Genomic DNA, 19,639 nt, shown 5'->3' on the forward strand with positions numbered 1-19,639 from the left:
GCTTATTCCAGTACTAGCCGTTGATTTTTAGGATACTTGACTTCGTATTTGACTTCCAACTTTTTGCTTTGGGCAGATGCCAGTTCGAACTTCCAACGTATTTTACCTGTTGATTCTTCAACTTCTGCACCTTTTGTTTCTGTGTGCACTACTTCTACTTCTTTTGTTGTTGGAACAGGAAACTGATCTTCTATCACAAGGTTTACAGACTGGGATTTTTTGTTTCGTATGGTAATTTCCTACGTACGGGTATCTTTAGTATTGGCACCCAGAAATTGTTTGCTGCTAAAATCTTTGCCTTTGATGCGTGTTACAGTAATGTTTTTGTCCCGTCCTAAAGACAATGTAAGTGTATCATTTGTATTCTGGACATCCAAGAGAGATTTCCCTAAAAACATTCCCTCAAAAAACAGATTCGCTTCTCCTTCCAGTAAGTTGTATTCCTCCCAATTGGTTATACGGGCAGTAAGAAAAGCATCATTATCAAGTTTAGGTGCACAATAGTACTCATAATAGGCTGGTGCAGAATATTCCTGCATATCTACCGCATATTGTTTTCCATCTGCCGGAATGGTATAAGGAATATCAATTTTGAATTCTATATTGGTTTGTTTTGCTTGCTGTGTAGCTACAATAGGAGTAATCTGAGCCTTATCTTTTTTCTTGGAATCACTGGTAACCCCTGCTGCTTTTCCTGCAAGAGATTTGCTAACTTTCTCTGTTCCATAACCTGTCACCACAATTTCACTGAGTGCAGCTATATCGGGTGTCATAGTTATATTCATTAAATCATTCTGGATAGGTAGTTCCTGGACTTGGTAACCAATAAAAGAAATTGAAAGCATAGATGCTCCTGAGGGGAGTAAAAGATTGTAATTTCCATTTTGATCTGTTGTAGTGCCAATTGTAGTGCCTTTTACTACCACATTTACACCTGGAAGGGCTTCACCTTCCGGATCAAGAATGCGACCTTTTACAGATGATACTTGCTTGACATTAGGTTGATTATAACCAAGATACCATGTGTTTAATACTGGCTTGGCACCACTTTGTGAAGGATTACCTGTAGAGATAGTTAGTTTTACATTTTTCCATTCTTCTCCTGTATTTTGAAATACGTTTGCTTTATAGGTAATCGATACAGGCTGGCTGATATCTTTTACCCGAACATCATAAGATGGAAGCCAGCCCGCATCATTAACAAGATAGCTCAATAGTAAGCGACCACTGATAGCAACCTTAGAGGAAACTGTTACCATAATCTCACTGGACGGTTGATCTTTAGAGGTTTTGAGTGCTGTAAGTTGTGCATTTATTCTAGTCTGTTGTTCCTGCAACTTTCGGATAGATTGAGTAACCTCCCATTGTTTCTTTTTAATCTCTAAAAGCCGACTGCGAAAGAAATCTGCTGCCTCTTTTAGATCAGTCATCTTTATAGCTTGTTGTTCGCTTCCCAGTTTTTTGTTTTCAAGTAATAGTATTTCTTCGTTTTGATAAACAGCAAGAGTATTATTTTCAATTTCAATCTGAGCGCTTATATTCTTTTGCTGGTCTTCCAGTTCTATTACTTCCTTACGTTTTTGCTGCTGATCAAAATAGTTGAGACTATGTGAAACCGATAATACTGTAAAATTGCCCTCACCACGCACCTGAATACTTTGCACATTGATATTGACAGGAATTTCTTTAAAGATCAAGTTTGTAACTCCATTCGAAAGAGTAACAGAAGCACTACGAGTAATCTGAGCGCCTTCAAGAAATACAGTAACTTCTTCTATTTTTGAAGAAACAGGTTTTGGATCGTTAGCTGCTTTTATATGTTTAACACAAAGTATTACACATACAAGGGATAAAAGTATACGCATAGGATGAATAAATAGTAAGTGAATAGGGACTGCTTTTACATAGTGGTGCGTCAGAGGCACAAATTCCATAAAAGAAAAACCTATACTAGCACTGACTGCGTATAAATAAGTTTTCTAATTTTGGCAGTTCTGTATCTACTTTAATTTTTTGCTGTGAATATCAATCAAGATTATACATCTCGAGTGTTTAGAATTTCCTGTGTGGGGTTTATCGTTTATGGAATTTTTATTCGGCTGTTTCATTTCATTAGTAACCGATCTTTATATACAGATGAGGCCTATTTGGGATATAATTTGTTAGCTCGTGATTTTAGAGACCTTGCAGAGCCTCTTGACGCTAATCAACATGCTCCTCTTTTCTTTCTGTGGATTGAGAAACTAAATATGTATTTATTTGGAACAAGTGAATATGCTTTGCGGCTCTTTCCTCTTATCATAGGTATTTTAAGTATATTCTTATTTTATTATTTGTGTAAGCAATTAGAGTTTAATCAAGTTACTACTTTAACCGGAATGGTTGTTTTTACAACAGCATTTCCATTGGTGTATTATTCCTCTGAAACAAAACAATACATTGTAGAATTAGCTGCAACTCTATGTTCATATCTTCTGTATTATCACTTTAAATCAGAGAAACGCTTTTCTGCATTGTCGTTCTATGCTCTAAGCGGAGCTTTACTTGTTTGGTTTTCTTATACAGTCATTTTTGTATTGGTAAGTATCTCCTTTGTCCATCTATTGATAGTCACAGTACAAAAGAAATGGTCAACTTTCTTTGTAATGGGTATTGTTTATGCAATCTGGGGAATAAGCTTTTTAGTGAATTTTGCTGTGATAATTCTGCCAAATAGCTTAAAAACAAATACCATAGTGGATATGTGGACAACTGAGTTTGCACCATTCCCTCTACATTCAATTAATGATGTAAAGTGGTATGGTATTATGATTTTTAAGCTATTTCATGAACCTCTTAATCTTAACTGGACTTTTCTGGAATCATGGTTGCTATATCCTCTATTATTTTCCTTCTTAGGGTTAGGATTTACTATTTGGGGCAGTCTGCAATACTTTCGGAAGGATAAAGAAAAATTAAGCTTATTCATGCTTCCTGTTTTAATCACTTTACTAGCATCTGGAGTACACAAGTATCCATTTACAGAACGTTTTTTAGTATTTCTCGTCCCCAATTTTCTTATTCTAATCTGTTGTGGTGTAGAGCAATTTTATAATAAATTCTTTTCCTATTCCAGAATTCTTGTTGTTGCTGTCATTATTTGGTTGGTAATTCCTCCAGTATTTACTTCAGTGAAAGATATGATACAGGAAGAACAATTTGGTGGTTGGAAAAGAAGAGAAGTCAAGAAGGGAATTAGGTATTTATCTGAACATAAAAAAAATGACGAGTTTATCTTTATCAATGGAGTTGCCTATTCTTTTCAATATTATAACAAAGTATACCAACTGAACTGGCCCTATGAAATGATATGGAATGGTGATGATCTAAATACTCAGACAACGCAAAAGGTAATGTTAGAGGATATACATACAAAGTCATCTGGAAAGAGATTTTGGGTGATTGTGGCAGGGGATCTTAATGAAGGAGTTGGAACCAATCACAAAGAGCAATTCCTGCATTTTTTTAAAGAAAACTTTAATCAAATCCAATATTATAAGGCAAAAGGTATTTATGTTGGGCAGTTTAGTAGTAAATAAAAGTGAGGGTGGTTCCTGAGCCACCCTCACTTTTATTTTTTGACTATATTTTCAAGAAGCTTTACTATATGGCTTACTCCATCTTCAAGAGGTAAGATAACAGGAAGCCCAAGTTCGTCCGCATATTGTTGCTGATAGGATCGGGATTGTTCAGGTGTTAAGCCTTGTGTATTAAGGGTAACTGCTAAGACTGTAGCTCCATAAAACTTCTGGATTAACTCAATTTCTGAACTAACAGGAGGAATAGGAGAGGCTATTACTTCATTATCATCAAAATATTTGCGGGCTGGAGCATGTTGTAAGACTACATAACGAGCTTCTCCAGATAATAAAAATTCAGATCCACAAGGTCCACTAGGATTACGCAATGCAGATTGACCCTCGATAAACATCACATCCGGATTCTCCTGCTCAAAACAACTTACAATGGCATGTTCTACTTCTCCTGATACAAAGTCGTTGGGTGTACTATCAAAAACAAATCCATATTTACCTCCCTGCATCCAGCCAGTTTGCCCTGTATATATCATTTCTGCTTTCCAACCTGCTTCTCTACAGGCTTCTGTAAGGAATCGGGCTGTGGTGCGTTTACCCATATTACAATCTGTTCCTAATACAGCTACACGGGGACAAGTAACTGTACGAATCTGACCTGTCCAGAAATGTAATTCATGACGAGGTTTGGGGCGGCGTACATCTATCAGTTGCGCATTATTTTCTTTAGCCAGTTGTACCATGTCCGGCATATCATTCAGAAATTCATGCAAGCCATTTACTACAGAAATACCATGTTGCAAAACATTTGTTACTATAGATTTGATTTCAGATGGTAATACGCCTCCTTTGGTTGCAACCCCAATCAGGCAATAATTTATAGCAGGTAGTTGTGTGATAGCGTCATTTAAGGATGCGAACACTGGTATATTTCTATTCTGTCCATCTACAACCTCGCCTGCATCTTTACCTGCAGAATTTTCATCTATAACGCCAATAATCTTATAGCGGGAAGTTCCTCGAATTAACCCATGAGCTGTTTTTGCTCGTGCTTGTCCGAGCTGCCCATTTGTAAGTACAATTGCATTTATATCCATTTACGGTAATATAATTTGTATAAGTATGAATAGTAAGCTATGTTCTGAAGGAAAAAGAATGCTTTACGATCTGATTTCAGAATAGTACATTTCTGAGGCTATTGCCAAAATAATACTTTTTAAGGGGAGGAAACCAACCTTTTACAAATATCTTTGCAGGAACCGAAAAACAAAATTTTTGGTCAATAATCTTTGAATCACCTTTAACTGCTAATTAGATCGATGAATAAAATAGCATTAATTACAGGCGCTACCTCTGGTATTGGACGAGCTGTTGCCATTCGTCTGGCTCAGGATGGTATTAATCTGATTCTATGTGGAAGACGAACAGAACGTCTGGAAGAACTAAAGACACTGTTGGACAAACAAGTGGAGATACATACTCTTTCATTTGATGTAAGTGAGCAGAAAGCTGTAGAAAGTGCATTAAATTCATTACCCGAAGAGTGGCAAGCAATTGATTATCTGATTAATAATGCGGGAAATGCTCATGGATTGTCTCCTATTCAGGATGGAAATATCAAAGATTGGGATGCTATGATGGATATTAATGTGAAAGGTCTGCTGTATGTTTCCAGAAATATACTGCCTGCTATGATTGCACGTCAGAGGGGACATGTGATTAATATAGGGTCAATTGCAGGGAAAGAAACATATCCTAATGGGAACGTATATTGTGCCTCTAAAGCTGCAGTGCAAGCTATTACAGATGGTATGCGGATGGATTTGAATCCTTATGGAATTAAAGTAACAGGTATTCATCCAGGCTTGGTTGAAACAGAGTTTTCTGTTGTACGCTTTAAAGGAGATGAGGAAAGAGCTAAAAATGTATATAAAGGTATAGATCCTTTGACCGCTGATGACATTGCAGATACTATTGCGTTTGTATTATCCCGTCCATCGCATGTAGTATTGGCCGACATAGTAATATTACCTACAGCTCAAGCCTCAGCTACTATTGTAAATCGTAAATAATAATGAATGTTGCGATCATATTATACCAATGCGAGTTTTAGACTTACATTGGTATAATATATTATTGCAGGAATAATTGATCATTGTCTATTCTACACATATTCCCTTCATAATGTTCTGTAATTTCTCCCAGAATATCCTTCAACTGCTCCAATCTCTTACTACCTACAATATCCTTAAATATATTATCGATATGATCTGTGCAGCGCTGCCAGGCTAACATAAAATGAGCTCCTTTTTCACTTAAGCGAATTAAAGATGCACGTGCATCTGTTGGATGTTTTTCAGCATAAACATACCCTTCTTCCAGAAGCTCTTTGATTATTTTGCTGATTGCTTGTTTCGTAACACCTATCTGCTGAGCTATGGCGTTGATCATTAAACCTTCCTCTACATCAATATGTATCAGTATTATAACATGAGCTACCTTAAAATTAGCATAACCTTCCTTTTTTAAAAACTCACTTGCCAGAGCAGTTATATATCTATATGACTTATTGAGTAGCCTGCCCAAGATACGATTACGCTTACTCTTGAATTCCAGTATTGAACTAATCAGATTTGGGTCCATAAAATTATCCTTATTAATTTCTACAAAGTTAGTAATGTAAGGCTATATAGTCAATAATTTTTTCAATAAAGTCAATTTTGTTGACTTTTATATTTTTTCATTAAGTGTAAGTATCTAATTTTTAGTTATTTATATAATTTTAATCTCTTTTTAATGTTAAAATTTAGTAAACTTTATTGACTTTTTAGTCAACATGGTTTACTTTTGTTGCGTTCAATATGTAACTCTTTTATAATCAAAACATACATACTTATTATCAGATTTTTTAATTATGGAAACTCAAACAAAAACCCCTAATCCTGCTAAAAAACTTATTATCCGGGCTGTACTAATTACTGCCGCGGGAATAGGTATTTGGTATGGAATATCTTCTTTCAATTATGCAAGGCATCATGAAAGTACTGATAATGCTCAGATTGAAACAAATATGGTTACTGTATTACCACGCTTAGCAGGCTATGTCAAGAGTGTGGCTGTAAAGGACTATGACCTTGTTAAAAAAGGACAATTACTTGTTGAAATTGACGAAGCGGAATATCAGTTAGCATTGGATGAAATGCAGGCTATTTATGTCCAGGCAGAAGCTGATATTGCCAATGCGAAGGCAAATGTTGTAAATGCACAACTATCATTGAAATCTGCTGTGACCAATGGCGAGTTGGTAAAAATTAAACGGGATAAAGCCAAACAGGATCTGGATCGGGATACACGTTTATATAATGATAAAGCCATTACTCAGAAACAATATGATGATACACGTACTAACTATGCAACACTCGAAACACAATATGTTGCTGCTCTTAACGAGGTAGCAGTAGCAAAATCCCGTATAGATATTTTAAAATCAACTTTACAGAAAGCCGATGCACAGCTAAATGTTCAAAAATCCCGTATCGAACAACAAAAGCTGAAACTAAGCTATGCTAAGGTATATGCTCCGGAAACAGGTAGAATCGGAAAGAAAAACATTCAGTCTGGACAGTTTATTCAGCCAGGGCAGCCATTGTTTACTATTGTTAGTGATAGCACATTCTGGATTGTGGCAAACTTTAAAGAGAGTCAGATAGAAAATATCAAAGAGGGTGATGATGTTGAGATTGTTCTGGATGGTTATCCCAATACACCTATGAAGGGGAAAATCGCTTCTTTATCTGAAGCGACAGGCGCTAAGTTTTCATTATTACCTCCTGATAATGCCTCTGGAAACTTTGTAAAAGTGACTCAGCGTGTTCCTGTAAAAATAGAAATTCTGGATGCTGCCCAATATCGTTCCATATTAAAAGCTGGATTGAGTGCAGATGTGGCTGTAACTATAAAGAAATAACGATTAGACGAGACTATACAAGCAAGTATAGGGATTCTACAAATCAATGAGGACAAATAGATTCTAATGAAAGGCTAATCGTTAAAATGTATGGCAGCTAAAGGCTTTAACAGAATTATTATTATTATTACTACCATATCCGCAGCAATTATGGAACTGTTGGATACTACTATTGTCAATGTGGCATTGAACCAGATGGCTGGATCTCTGGGTGCAACTATTGAAGATGTAGCATGGGTAGTAACTTCGTATGCCATTGCCAACGTAATTATCATTCCGATGACAGGCTTTCTGGCTGAATATTTTGGAAGAAAGACGTATTACCTGGCATCCATGATCATTTTTACTGTCGCTTCTTATTTCTGTGGAGCCTCAGAAGGATTATGGGAGTTGGTATTCTGGCGATTTATTCAAGGAGTGGGAGGAGGAGCCCTGCTTTCTACTTCACAAAGTATATTATTTGATGCTTTCGAACCTAAAGACAGACCTATTGCTTCCGGATTGTTTGGGATGGGTATTGTGCTTGGGCCTACTTTAGGACCAACTTTGGGTGGTTTGATTGTCGATAACCTTACCTGGTCAGATATATTTTATGTCAATTTGCCTATTGGTGTATTGGCGTCCATACTGACTATTCTCTTTATTGAGAAGAAAGAGGGTGAAGGAACACGAAAAAAACAGATTCAGATAGATTATCTGGGAATTTTTCTTCTTACAGCAGGAATTGGCTCATTACAGTTTATTCTTGAGAAGGGTGAATCAGAAGACTGGTTTGATTCTCATCTGATTATTCTATTTACTGCTGTGGCTATTGTCGGATTAATTAGCTTCGTTGTCTGGGAGCTGTATACGAAACATCCTGTTGTAAATCTCAAAGTACTGAAGCATCGTACCCTGGCTCTGACATTGATATTTACTTTCGTATCAGGTATTGGTTTATTTACTTCTGTGTTTGTATACCCAGTATTGGTTCAGCGTATCAATGGATTTACCTCAACCATGACTGGACTTTCTCTGATGTTTCCAACCTTAATTGCTATTCCAATGTTTCCAATTATCGGAAAGCAGATGGCAAAAGGTGCTCGTCCAGTGCCATTTATTGTGGTAGGATTCCTTTTATTTATTGCTTTTGGGATATGGGCTGGAACATTGAGTGGAGATGCCAATATGTGGGACTTCTTTCCTGCACATTTGCTGCGTGTATTAGGGATTTCAATGTTACAATTGCCTTTGATTAATCAGGCTGTTGCGGGATTACAACCACAAGAATATCCTACTGGTATTTCGCTAAACAACATGGTGCGTCAGTTGGGTGGAGCAACAGGTATTGCTATTGCCAATAATTATGTCACTAACAGAGTAGCTCAACATCGGTCAGACTTAATGTCAAATATGACGTCTGAGAACCCGCTGTTTATGGAAAGACTAAATGGTATTACCAATACGATGGCTTCCCGTACAGGTGAGTTTTTCAGTGCTACTCAGATGGCCTATCGTCAGATGGAAGGAATGGTCATGAAACAGGCCTATTTACTGGCTTACCTAGATACATTTCGGATAGTATCACTCTTCTTTATCGTTATTTTCCCTTTAATCTTTTTGCTTCGTACACCTAAAAAATCTCAGGAAGAAGCTCAAAAGGCAGCCTTGGCTGCAGCAGATAGCCATTGAGCTGTTATTGAGTTAAATCACGAATTATTGACCATAGAAAATACTATGAATAAAATTATAAAAAACCTGACCTTTCTGCTGACAGTAATCAGTTCAACTGGGTTTGCTCAGAACCAAAAGGCTCCAGAAACACTTACCTCATTGGTAAAACAATCTTTGGATTTTTATCCAAAAATAAAAGAACAGCAACAAGCAGTTGAGATTAGTTCCTATAAAACGAAAATGGCAGAGAGCCATCATTTGCCAACAGTAGACTTTAGTGCCAGTTACACTCGCATTGATCCTGTTGGAACAATCGTAATCCCTTTACCAGATAATCCTATAAGTGCTAAGTTTTTTCCCAATAATAACTATAACACAGCTCTTAATGTAAGGCAAACAATCTGGGACTTTGGTAAAACTACAGCTAGTGTAGATAAATCCAGATCAGAAGAAGCATTAAGTAAGGATGGAGTGGAAAGCTTGAAAACAACTCTGGCTTATCAGGTAGCTAATTTCTATTACGCTATTATTTATCTCCAGAAAGCTATTGTAGTACAACAATCTCAAATCAATTTATTGAGAGAGAATGAGAAGATCATTGCAGACCGTATAAAAAACGGAGATGAAATAGACTATAACCTAATCGCTACACAGGTACGATACAAAAATGCAGAAACCCGCCTGGTTGATTTACAAACCCAATTGGATAAACAATATATCTTATTAAGTACTGTAACCGGTAAAGATGTAAAGAATAGTATTTCTGCTGATGCCGATTTTTCCTGGACGCAGACCGAATCAGAAAATAACAACTGGGATCTGAAAATTGCCAAAGATCGGGAGCAGATTGCTTTACAAGATCTTTCTATTGCTTCCAATAATGCCAAGCCAACTTTAGCATTTCAGGGATCTGCTGGATTTAAAAATGGAATTGTCCCTGAGATACAGCGTTTTCGATTTAACACTGTAGCAGGAATTAATCTCTCTATACCTATTTATGAAGGCCACCGGATTAAACAACAGCAAAACATCGCAAAGTTAAGTTATAAGATGTCTCAATACTCAACAGAGACACAGCAGCTGACTGTTAAAAGTGATGTGGAACAGGCGTTGAATGACATAAAAGCTGCTCGGTTGAAACTAGAAATGTATGGACAACAAGTAGAACAGGCTCAATATGCTATGAAGCTGGCTAATAGTCGTTACCAAAATGGTGTTATTACTAACCTGGATTTGTTAAGTGCACAAACAGCATTGGAAGAAGCTCAGCTAGGTGAACTACAATACAAATATCAATTAGTGTTGGCTCAACTGCAGTTAAGTCGTTTAAATGGTGCTCAGTTCTGGCAATAGTATTTTCGGTTTTATAAAATATAAAGTCCGTTTATACAATTTTTAAAGTAACTAATCGTGTTATAGTACAAATACATTGGAATGAATTCAGGTATTTTGTTATCAGCGTAATTGTTTAATATGTAAATTTGACGGTTAATTCTTTAAATAAATATATCAACGGGAGGTCATGGAATGTTAAAAACGGTAAAAGTGCAACCTTTTTACTGTTTTTAATGTCTAGAAAGTAAATATCAATCCATACAGTTATGAGTCAAATTCTGCAGCAGTTAAGAGAAATATTAAAAGAGCATTTTCTGATTCAGTCATCAGTTGTGCAACCATCTAAGACATTTGGAAGTGATCTGGGAATGAGTTCATTGGAATTTACAGAGTTAGTAGTTTACCTGGAGGATACATATAATATTCAGCTTTCTGATATGGATCTTTCCAGAGTACGCAATGTCCGTGATCTGGTTTGGTGTGTAGAGCAAACAGTTAAATAAGGCCACTCTTTTATTGTAAGAGTTCAAACCCGTTTGAGAATTAGTCTCATACGGGTTTTTATTTTGTCGAGTTATGTAGACTCCATGCCCATACTAATCCTTCATCTGGATCATGGACAGGTCCCACAGAATGGAATCCAGCTTTTTGCAGAACATGTGCAGATGCATTTGCTAATTCAAATGTGTGTGCTTTTACCATTTTTACTCCAGCTTCAAGTGCAATCTTTACAAGTGCACATGCAGCCTCAGTCGCCAATCCCTTATTTTGAAAGTTAGGATGGATTTCATATCCTATCTCAACACAATTCTTTGTGTCAGGTTTACCCTTAAAGCCACAGTTGCCAGCTAGTTGGTTTTCATATTTTATAAAGAAAGATCCCCATCGCCAGTCGCCATTCAGATCCAGAAAAAATTGATATAAAATAGGCAAAGCTTCTTTCGCGTCATCGTACTCTGTCCAGCTCTCAGGCGGTTCGCATCCTAATAATTTCCCCAGCTTGTGATTATCATTTACAAATATTGCCTGATAGTGCTCTTCTGAAAATGGAATTAGTTCTAGTCGCTCTGTTTTAATACTAGTCATTTTGGCTTTTACGATAAGAATGGTTCTCAAGCCTATTTAGGCTCTACTATTTATAAACAAAAGAACCTATTATAGGTTTTAAAAAGAAGTAATTGATTGGGTTTTGTAAGGGCAGGAAAATAAATGCACTTTATCTGTTTGATAATTCACCCTCAAATCAGTTATTTCACTGCCTTAATAACTAGTGGAAGATTTTTATTTATGACTCAAATTATTCTTGATACACTTAACCAGGAAATATCCCAGCTTCAATATGGTCAATACCCGCCTGAATTGTATGAGCCGATCGGATACATTATGTCATTAGGTGGTAAGCGTTTACGTCCGGTTTTGACATTGCTGAGTAGTTCTTTATTTGATGACAACTGGCAACAGTTTGTTAAACCTGCTATCGCAATTGAGGTATTCCATAATTTTACCTTAATGCATGACGATATTATGGATGCGGCTCCATTGCGTAGAGGAAAACCAACTGTCCATCACAAATGGAATAACAATGTAGCTATTTTGTCCGGAGACGTAATGTTGGTTTGTGCGTATGAATTATTGTTACATGTAAAGCCTGAAAAGCTTCCATTGGCTTTGAAGAAATTTAATCGATGTGCTGCACAAGTATGTGAAGGGCAACAGCTGGATATGAATTTTGAACAGTTGCCAACAGTTTCAGAGGATGAATATATCAACATGATTCAACTAAAAACGGCTGTATTGCTTGGACTAAGTCTTGAACTGGGAGGGATTTTGGCAAACGCACCTTTGCAACAGACAGATTTGTTGTATCAGATGGGAGTAGCCATAGGTACAGGCTTTCAGTTAAAGGATGATTTGCTGGATGTATATGGAGATCAAGCTAAATTTGGAAAGCAAGTGGGTGGGGATATTATTGCGAATAAAAAGACTTTCCTGTTAATCAAAGCATTGGAGTTAGCAGAAGGAAATAGTAAGGTTACTCTACAAAGCTGGTTAAATGCTACCTCCTTTAAAGCAGAAGAAAAAGTGAAGGAAGTGACAGATATATACAATACATTGCATATTCGATCTTTAACAGAAGTCAAAATGAACGAGTTCTTTGCTGAAGGGTTGCATTGTCTGGATTTACTTGCTGTATCAGAAGAGCGAAAACAACCTTTGCGGGACTTCATTGAACGGTTGATTCATAGAGAAAATTAAATCTATAAAAACAAAAACCCTTCACGTGTGCGAAGGGTTTTTTGTTTGTTGTGAAGTAAAGCGCAATCTGGATAGCAGGTTACTTTTTACTATAAAACTCAATTATTATTTTGTAGCAACCAATTTGAAATCAACTGTGAAGTCATCATTGATAGCTTTGTCTCCGATGCTTGCAAAGAAAGATTTTGAACCGTATTTGATATCATATTTAGTACGGTCGATAGTGATTTTACCACTAGCTTCAGCTTGGTTAGCAGAAACTTTCACTACTGCAGGGAATGTAACTGGTTTTGTAATTCCTTTTACAGTTAAATCACCAGTGATATCATAGTTCTCTCCACCTTTAGCTGTCACTTTAGTGATTTTAAAAGTAGAAGTTGGATGTTTAGCAACATCAAAGAAGTCTTCTGCTTTCAGGTGACCGATCAGTTTACCATTGTATTCAGCATCAGTAATATCAGTACAAGTAATGCTGTTCATATCAATAGTGAAAGTACCACCAGTTAATTTAGTACCGTTTACATCCAGACTTCCGTTTGAAAGTTTGATAGTTCCACTGTGCTCTCCTGTTACTTTTTTACCGTTCCAGTTTAGAGAACTCTTAGCAACATCAGCTTTTAAAGTAGCTTTTGCTGCTTTACCATTACCATTGTCAGCTACGGCGATGTTTGCAATTGCTAACAAAGCAACCAGAGCAAACAAAAAGTTTAACTTTTTCATGATTGGGAAAAAATTTGTTTAGATAAGGATTAAGTAATTACGTGTCTCGTTTATGTTTTAATTACAATGCAAATATATGTATATACATTTAATGTTGCAACAATTAATGCAAAAAAATATTTTACTACTCTAATAGACATCAAAGTTATATAAATATATGTTTGTAAGTGATTGGTAATCTGTTGTTTTAGTCTCAACGGTAGTCAAGCTGCGCAAATACAGGCTAACAATTTCAGTATGCAGCAAAAACAATGCTAAAGTCCTTTGCGGGAGATCCAGTCCTGTGCTTCCTCGAGCCATGCAAAGTAGCGGATAACCAGAAGACCATCATTGATAAAAGGATAAAAATAATAATTGGAAGAAGGTAATTGTGATTCATTAACTACTATAGCAAATTTTTGGAGATCAGTTTGCATTAGTGCTGGGAACCACATATCGGCAGTCCAAGAGTCTTCAACCCAGTATTCATACTTTGCTGCCTGAACATTAAGTATTAAATTTCGTGCACCGGTTTTGCTTATCAGATCAAGGCAATGACTCATTGCCCGACGATATTCTTCTTCAAGAAAATAGCCTTTCCAGGTATGAATAGTACAATTCAATACCTGATTATAATAAATCTGCAGATTGGGCTGATCTATATATAGCATAACCTTTATATCGGCTGCAATTTACAAAGTATCTCTCAAAGATTAGTCATCTAAATAGGACTATAGAACTCTATTGTCTGCTTATTTTTAGGAATGCTTCTGTCGCTTTTTTCTCTTTTTAGCCTCTTCGTGTAATTCGTTAACTAATAGGGCTTCCTGCAAAATTTCCCGGATACTTGTTGCTGGAATAGTTTGCAGGGATTTCACAACAATATGTTTGATTTGTTTTCCATTTCCGGTGAGTATGCCTTGTTCATTAGAAAGGTCTTTTCCCTGGCACATCCCTAAGGTAACATGAGTTTTGGTAATATTCAAGTAGCAAAATAACCTATAATAAGTATAATAAGGTACCCCATCAAAATGTTCCTGTACTTGGGGAGAAGAATTGAGTATTAAATGCCTTAATGTCAGCAATATGGGTTGTAGTCCTTTAGGCTGTTCATATATATAATCCAATACTGTCATCTTAATAAATAGCTTTTTACAAAACCAAAATAAACGTGCTTTATCGGATAGAGAACTTTATTTGTCGATTTTTTTTACAATTTACAGTATTTATTGGATTTATTTAACTTCAAATGTTTATCTTTCGTGCCTGAAAATTTATAATTGTATACTTAACACTTAATTATCTTTTAACACCAATGCCACAACAACTCACCTCGTTAGATTACATTGTCTTTCTGATTTATTTCTTTGTTGTAGCTGGATATGGCTACTGGATTTATCAACGCAAAAAAAGCACAGAGGCCAGTTCCACTGATTTTTTTCTAGCTGAAGGTTCTCTTACCTGGTGGGCGATCGGTGCCTCATTGATTGCATCCAATATTTCTGCTGAACAATTTATTGGTATGTCTGGAGACGGCTTTCGTATGGGGCTTGGTATTTCGACTTACGAATGGATGGCTGCAGCGACACTGGTGGTGGTTGCAACGTTCTTTATGCCTATCTATTTAAAGAATAAGATATTCACGATGCCTCAGTTTTTGCGTCAGCGATACAATGAGACAGTGAGTACAACTATGGCAATCTTCTGGTTGCTGTTATATATCATTGTTAACCTTACTTCCATCTTATATATGGGAGCGTTGGCAATCAATACAATCTCTGGAATCAATTTCTGGTTTTGTATGATTGCACTGGCTGTGTTTGCTGTAATCATTACGTTGGGCGGTATGAAGGTGATCGGATTTACAGACGTAATCCAGGTATTCTTCCTGATATTGGGTGGATTAGCTACTACCTACCTGGCATTGAATCTGGTATCTGATAAATTCAATACAACGGGTGTAATCAATGGACTTACTTCTATGATGCAGCAAGCCGACGATCACTTTCATATGGTTTTCAAGAAGGATAACCCTAATTATCTGGACCTTCCCGGATTGACCATTATGATTGGTGGTATGTGGATTGTGAACCTGAATTATTGGGGATGTAATCAGTATATCACACAGCGGGCTTTGGGAGCTGACTTGCCTACTGCAAGAAATGGAATTTTATTTGCAGCGTTCCTGAAGTTGATGATGCCTATTATCGTTGTATTACCTGGAATTGCTGCTTATGTATTGTACCAAAATGGTGAATTCCATCAGGAAATGACTGTAGATGGTGCAGTTCGTGCAGATCGTGCCTATCCTGTATTATTGAACTTATTACCTACCGGATTAAAGGGATTGTCATTCGCTGCATTAACTGCTGCTATTGTGGCATCACTGGCTGGTAAGGCAAACTCTATTTCCACAATCTTTACCTTGGATATCTACAAAAAATATATCAATAAAGAGGCTGATGAGAAAACACTGGTGTCAACTGGACGTTTGGTGGTGGTTGTAGCGATGGTAATAGCTATAGCTATTTCTGATTTTCTAGGTATAGAAAAAGGAGGATTTAAGTTTATTCAGGAATATACAGGTTTCTTCTCTCCAGGGATCTTTGCTACCTTCCTTCTTGGGTTTTTCTGGAAACGTACTACGTCTGCGGCGGCTTTATTTGCAATAGTAGGTGGTTTTATTTTATCTATCATTTTCAAGTTTTTGCCAGGTTGGATGGATTTGTCTTTCCTAAGTCCGATGGGATTTGCTGTAGTAAATCCGGAATCTGGTCTGTATGAAATTCCATTCCTGGATCGTATGGGTTTTGTATTCTTAATCTGTGTATTGGGTATGATTATTCTCTCATTAGCAGACTCTAAAAGTAAAAACAATCCGAAAGGTCTTGAAATTGATCCTAAGATGTTCCGAGTATCCGGAAGCTTTGCCATTGGAGCCGCAACAGTTGTTCTTATCTTAATAGTATTGTATAGCCGGTATTGGTAATATACTATATCGGGATTTTATGAAGCCGTAGGGATTTCCTTACGGCTTTTTGATTTTCCATCTTGTGCATAGCTCTATTCAATCAGCAGTTTGTGGTGAATTCCGATCGAATTTTGTTTGTGTGGTGAACTATGCGCAAGATGAAAAAGTGATCGGAGTTCTGATCAAAAAATGTTTTGCCGTGAGTTATGCGCAAACAAAAAAATGAACAGAACTCTGTTCAAAATAAAAAGTGATTGGAGTTGTATGTAATCCCTTCATTGCTTAAACAGATTGACTTATCTTTTCAAAAAAAGTTTTTGCAGCGAACTATGCGCAAAACTTAAATTGGAGTGACTCATGTTTTTGATTTCCCCGTTCTTGTTTTACGGTTCAGCCTCCTGCATTTACGCCTCACCTGCATTCGGATTTTACTCAAAAGGTTTATCAATGATCTTTGAATCAGATATTTATACAAACCCATTTGAGAACTATGAAAGGCAATTTTTTTACTCTACTCTTCTTATTGTTTACAGGCAATCTTCTTGCCCAACAATCTACCCAGACTATTCGGGGAAAAATTACAGATGCGGCTTCAAAAATGCCTATAGTAGGAGCTGCTATTATGGTACTAGGCACTAATCCTCCAATTGGTACCAGTTCGGATGCAGATGGTAGCTTCCGCCTTTCAAATGTTAAAGTTGGACGAGCTAGTCTGAAGATAACATTTGTAGGATACGAAGATTTGTTTTTGGCCGATGTGATTATAAATGCAGGAAAGGAAACCATTCTGGATCTAAGCATGACTGAGAGTCTTCACACATTGAATGAAGTTACAGTGACGTATAAGCGAAGTGAAGATAACAGAGTGACAAATAACGAGATGGTCACTCTCAGCTCTCGACCTTTCAATCCTTCCGAAACACTGAAATATGCAGGTAGTTTAGGCGATCCTTCCCGTATGGCAGCCAATTTTGCAGGCGTAAGTGGTGCCAATGACGCTCGTAATGACATTATTGTAAGGGGAAATTCTCCTTCCTCTGTGCTCTGGCGATTGGATGGCGTAAATATTCCTAATCCCAATCACTTTAGTTCCTTAGGTACGACAGGTGGTCCTGTGTCTATGTTAAATGCTAATCTTCTGGCTAAATCTGATTTCATGTCGGGGGCTTTTCCTGCTGAGTACGCTAATGCATTAGGTTCAGTGTTTGACCTAAGGCTAAGAAAAGGCAATGATGAAAAAAACGAGTTTTTGCTGCAATCAGGATTTAATGGTTTGGAAGTTGGTGCTGAGGGGCCCTATTCGAAAAAGTCAAAAGCTTCTTATCTGATTAACTATCGGTATTCAGCAGTTGCTCTGATGTCCAGTTTAGGGTTTGAGATAGCAGGTACTCCGTATTATCAGGATTTTACATTCAAGACCGATATTCCTGTTGGAAAACGAGGTACACTGACAGCCTGGACAATTGGAGGGAAGAGCCATATAAACTTTTGGGGTAAAGATGTGGATACAGAAGGAGATGCTTACGGAGATGAAAATGAGAATACGCGAGTAAAGTTCTCAACAGGAATAGGTGCCATCTCGTATGAACATCGTTTCTCTGACCGTACCTATGGTAAGCTGACCGTATCTGGTTCACGAACTACTCAAAACTACGAAGGAGACACTGTAATTTATAATGGTGAGAATTCAAAAGATATACTACAGGAAATTCATACCAATACAGCTAGCTTTACAAATGAAAAATTATCAGCCAATGCATACCTAAGTCATAAGCTTAGTGCACGAGATAAAATTTCTGAAGGGATTATTGCAGATCTAAGTCAATTTAATCTTCAGAATAAAGAATTGTATCCTGAAACAAAACAGTTGATTGGTAATAAAGGTAATACGTTGTTATTCCAGGGGTATGCACAGTGGAAGCATCGCTTTAATGAAAAGCTAAGTATGAATACAGGTGCTAGTGTGCTTCATTATCAACTGAATAACAAGACGGTAGTTGAGCCCCGTATCGGCTTTAATTATGCCTTGACTCCTGGTAGTTCTTTAAATATCGCGTACGGTTTACATAGTAATCTGCAGCCTATCCTGGTGTATTTCTATCAGACAAAGCAGACAGATGGTTCGTATACCCAAACAAATAAGAATCTGGATTTTACCCGAAGCCACCATTTTGTACTTGGCTATGAACGAAACCTGACACAAAATCTGCATCTGAAAGTAGAAGCTTATTATCAGTCATTATATGATGTACCTGTAGAGCAGAGACCGAGTTATTATTCTATCTTGACAGAAGGCGCAAACTTTAACCCAATTAGTGTAGATAGTCTGCTTAATAAAGGAGCTGGCCGGAATTATGGCTTAGAAGTTACGTTGGAAAAGTACTTCTCTAAGAATTATTACTTTTTGGTTACAGGATCATTCTTTGATTCCAAATACAAAGGAAGTGATGGTATTGAACGTAACTCTCCTTTCAATAGCAAATATGTGGTCAATTTGCTGGCAGGTAAAGAATTCCATATCGGGAAGAAAGATAATGTGCTATCCATAAACTGGAAACTGACTACTACTGGCGGAAGATATATTCAGGTAATAGATATGGCTCGTTCGGTAGAAATGAATACTACTATATTTGATAACAGTCAAGCCTATACCAAACAACAAAGTGCCTATTTTCGGACAGACCTAAAAATCGGTTATAAAATGAACCGCAAGCATTCTACACATGAACTGGCAATAGACCTACAGAATATAACCAATAATCAGAATATATTCCAGCAGGCATATAATCCCCGGACCAATCGTATTGGAACAGCCTATCAGCAAGGATTCCTTCCTATTCCTTACTATAAGTTGACATTTTAATTAGTTATACTATGAACACTATCAAAACAATTGCTGCAATCGGGGCTAATGGGCATTTGCTATTCTGGCGGTTAAGGAGTTAGTAAATAAGCGTTTTCATGTAAGAACCGTTGTGCACAACCCTGCCAAAGCACAGATGGTTCTGCCTTCTGATGTAGAATTATTCAGGCAGAGCTGACAGATGTTGCATCCCTGACTCAGGCATTATATAAGACAGATGTTGTAGACATTTGAAGTATTTGAGGCCGTTATTTGATTACTTTGAGAATAACCCCGAAAACTTTTATGCACAAGAATCCTGGAAGGATTTAGGTAACCCAGAA

The 19,639-nt window shown here is 37.0% G+C and carries 15 protein-coding genes and 1 pseudogene; 9 read left to right on the forward strand and 7 right to left on the reverse strand.

What is annotated here, in order from left to right:
• Positions 1-2: 2 nt before the first annotated feature.
• A pseudogene (locus tag QNI22_RS27910) lies at positions 3-1,934 on the reverse strand (mucoidy inhibitor MuiA family protein).
• 84 nt (positions 1,935-2,018) lie between these two features.
• On the opposite strand from QNI22_RS27910, the gene QNI22_RS27915 reads away from it, so the two are divergent.
• On the forward strand, positions 2,019-3,578 hold the full coding sequence (locus QNI22_RS27915; protein ID WP_314515931.1) for a glycosyltransferase family 39 protein: 1,560 nt from the start codon (positions 2,019-2,021) through the stop codon (positions 3,576-3,578).
• 32 nt (positions 3,579-3,610) lie between these two features.
• Here QNI22_RS27915 and QNI22_RS27920 read toward each other — a convergent pair whose 3' ends face one another.
• A complete protein-coding gene (locus QNI22_RS27920; RefSeq protein ID WP_314515933.1) occupies positions 3,611-4,669 on the reverse strand; it encodes an N-acetyltransferase DgcN family protein in 1,059 nt (352 codons plus the stop codon).
• 222 nt (positions 4,670-4,891) lie between these two features.
• Here QNI22_RS27920 and QNI22_RS27925 point away from each other — a divergent pair, with 222 nt between their 5' ends.
• A complete protein-coding gene (locus QNI22_RS27925; protein WP_314515934.1) occupies positions 4,892-5,644 on the forward strand; it encodes an SDR family NAD(P)-dependent oxidoreductase in 753 nt (250 codons plus the stop codon).
• Positions 5,645-5,705: 61 nt separating this feature from the next.
• Here the strand turns inward: QNI22_RS27925 and QNI22_RS27930 are convergent, their stop codons facing one another.
• Positions 5,706-6,215: a MarR family winged helix-turn-helix transcriptional regulator gene (locus QNI22_RS27930; RefSeq protein WP_314515936.1), complete on the reverse strand. Its 510-nt coding sequence runs from the start codon at positions 6,213-6,215 to the stop codon at positions 5,706-5,708.
• A gap of 271 nt (positions 6,216-6,486) precedes the next feature.
• On the opposite strand from QNI22_RS27930, the gene QNI22_RS27935 reads away from it, so the two are divergent.
• From QNI22_RS27935 to QNI22_RS27950, 4 genes are all read left to right on the forward strand, one after another.
• On the forward strand, positions 6,487-7,539 hold the full coding sequence (locus QNI22_RS27935; RefSeq protein ID WP_314515938.1) for an HlyD family secretion protein: 1,053 nt from the start codon (positions 6,487-6,489) through the stop codon (positions 7,537-7,539).
• Between the two features lie 90 nt (positions 7,540-7,629).
• Complete coding sequence (locus QNI22_RS27940) at positions 7,630-9,210, forward strand: DHA2 family efflux MFS transporter permease subunit (RefSeq protein WP_314515940.1); 1,581 nt, start codon at positions 7,630-7,632, stop codon at positions 9,208-9,210.
• Positions 9,211-9,255: 45 nt separating this feature from the next.
• The gene (locus tag QNI22_RS27945; RefSeq protein WP_314515942.1) at positions 9,256-10,545 is read left to right on the forward strand and encodes a TolC family protein; all 1,290 of its coding nucleotides are present in this window, start codon (positions 9,256-9,258) and stop codon (positions 10,543-10,545) included.
• A 248-nt stretch (positions 10,546-10,793) separates the two neighbouring features.
• Positions 10,794-11,030 carry an acyl carrier protein gene (locus tag QNI22_RS27950; protein WP_314515943.1) on the forward strand — a complete coding sequence of 79 codons (237 nt, stop codon included), beginning with the start codon at positions 10,794-10,796 and terminating at the stop codon, positions 11,028-11,030.
• Positions 11,031-11,088: 58 nt separating this feature from the next.
• On the opposite strand, the gene QNI22_RS27955 is transcribed toward QNI22_RS27950, so the two are convergent.
• The gene (locus QNI22_RS27955; RefSeq protein ID WP_314515947.1) at positions 11,089-11,613 is read right to left on the reverse strand and encodes a GNAT family N-acetyltransferase; all 525 of its coding nucleotides are present in this window, start codon (positions 11,611-11,613) and stop codon (positions 11,089-11,091) included.
• A gap of 201 nt (positions 11,614-11,814) precedes the next feature.
• Between QNI22_RS27955 and QNI22_RS27960 the strand changes: the two genes are divergently transcribed.
• Positions 11,815-12,783, forward strand: a complete 969-nt coding sequence (locus QNI22_RS27960; RefSeq protein WP_314515949.1) for a polyprenyl synthetase family protein — start codon at positions 11,815-11,817, stop codon at positions 12,781-12,783.
• A 105-nt stretch (positions 12,784-12,888) separates the two neighbouring features.
• On the opposite strand, the gene QNI22_RS27965 is transcribed toward QNI22_RS27960, so the two are convergent.
• The 3 genes from QNI22_RS27965 to QNI22_RS27975 form a co-directional block, all read right to left on the reverse strand.
• The gene (locus QNI22_RS27965) at positions 12,889-13,503 is read right to left on the reverse strand and encodes a YceI family protein (protein WP_313977271.1); all 615 of its coding nucleotides are present in this window, start codon (positions 13,501-13,503) and stop codon (positions 12,889-12,891) included.
• 254 nt (positions 13,504-13,757) lie between these two features.
• A complete protein-coding gene (locus tag QNI22_RS27970; RefSeq protein ID WP_314515951.1) occupies positions 13,758-14,153 on the reverse strand; it encodes a hypothetical protein in 396 nt (131 codons plus the stop codon).
• An 87-nt stretch (positions 14,154-14,240) separates the two neighbouring features.
• A complete protein-coding gene (locus QNI22_RS27975) occupies positions 14,241-14,618 on the reverse strand; it encodes a DUF1801 domain-containing protein (RefSeq protein WP_314515954.1) in 378 nt (125 codons plus the stop codon).
• Between the two features lie 179 nt (positions 14,619-14,797).
• Between QNI22_RS27975 and QNI22_RS27980 the strand changes: the two genes are divergently transcribed.
• Positions 14,798-16,471: a sodium/sugar symporter gene (locus QNI22_RS27980; RefSeq protein ID WP_314515955.1), complete on the forward strand. Its 1,674-nt coding sequence runs from the start codon at positions 14,798-14,800 to the stop codon at positions 16,469-16,471.
• A gap of 472 nt (positions 16,472-16,943) precedes the next feature.
• A complete protein-coding gene (locus QNI22_RS27985) occupies positions 16,944-19,316 on the forward strand; it encodes a TonB-dependent receptor (RefSeq protein WP_314515957.1) in 2,373 nt (790 codons plus the stop codon).
• Positions 19,317-19,639: the final 323 nt, after the last annotated feature.

Origin of the sequence: Xanthocytophaga agilis (assembly GCF_030068605.1) — a bacterium.
Classification (GTDB): Bacteria; Bacteroidota; Bacteroidia; order Cytophagales; family 172606-1; genus Xanthocytophaga; species Xanthocytophaga agilis.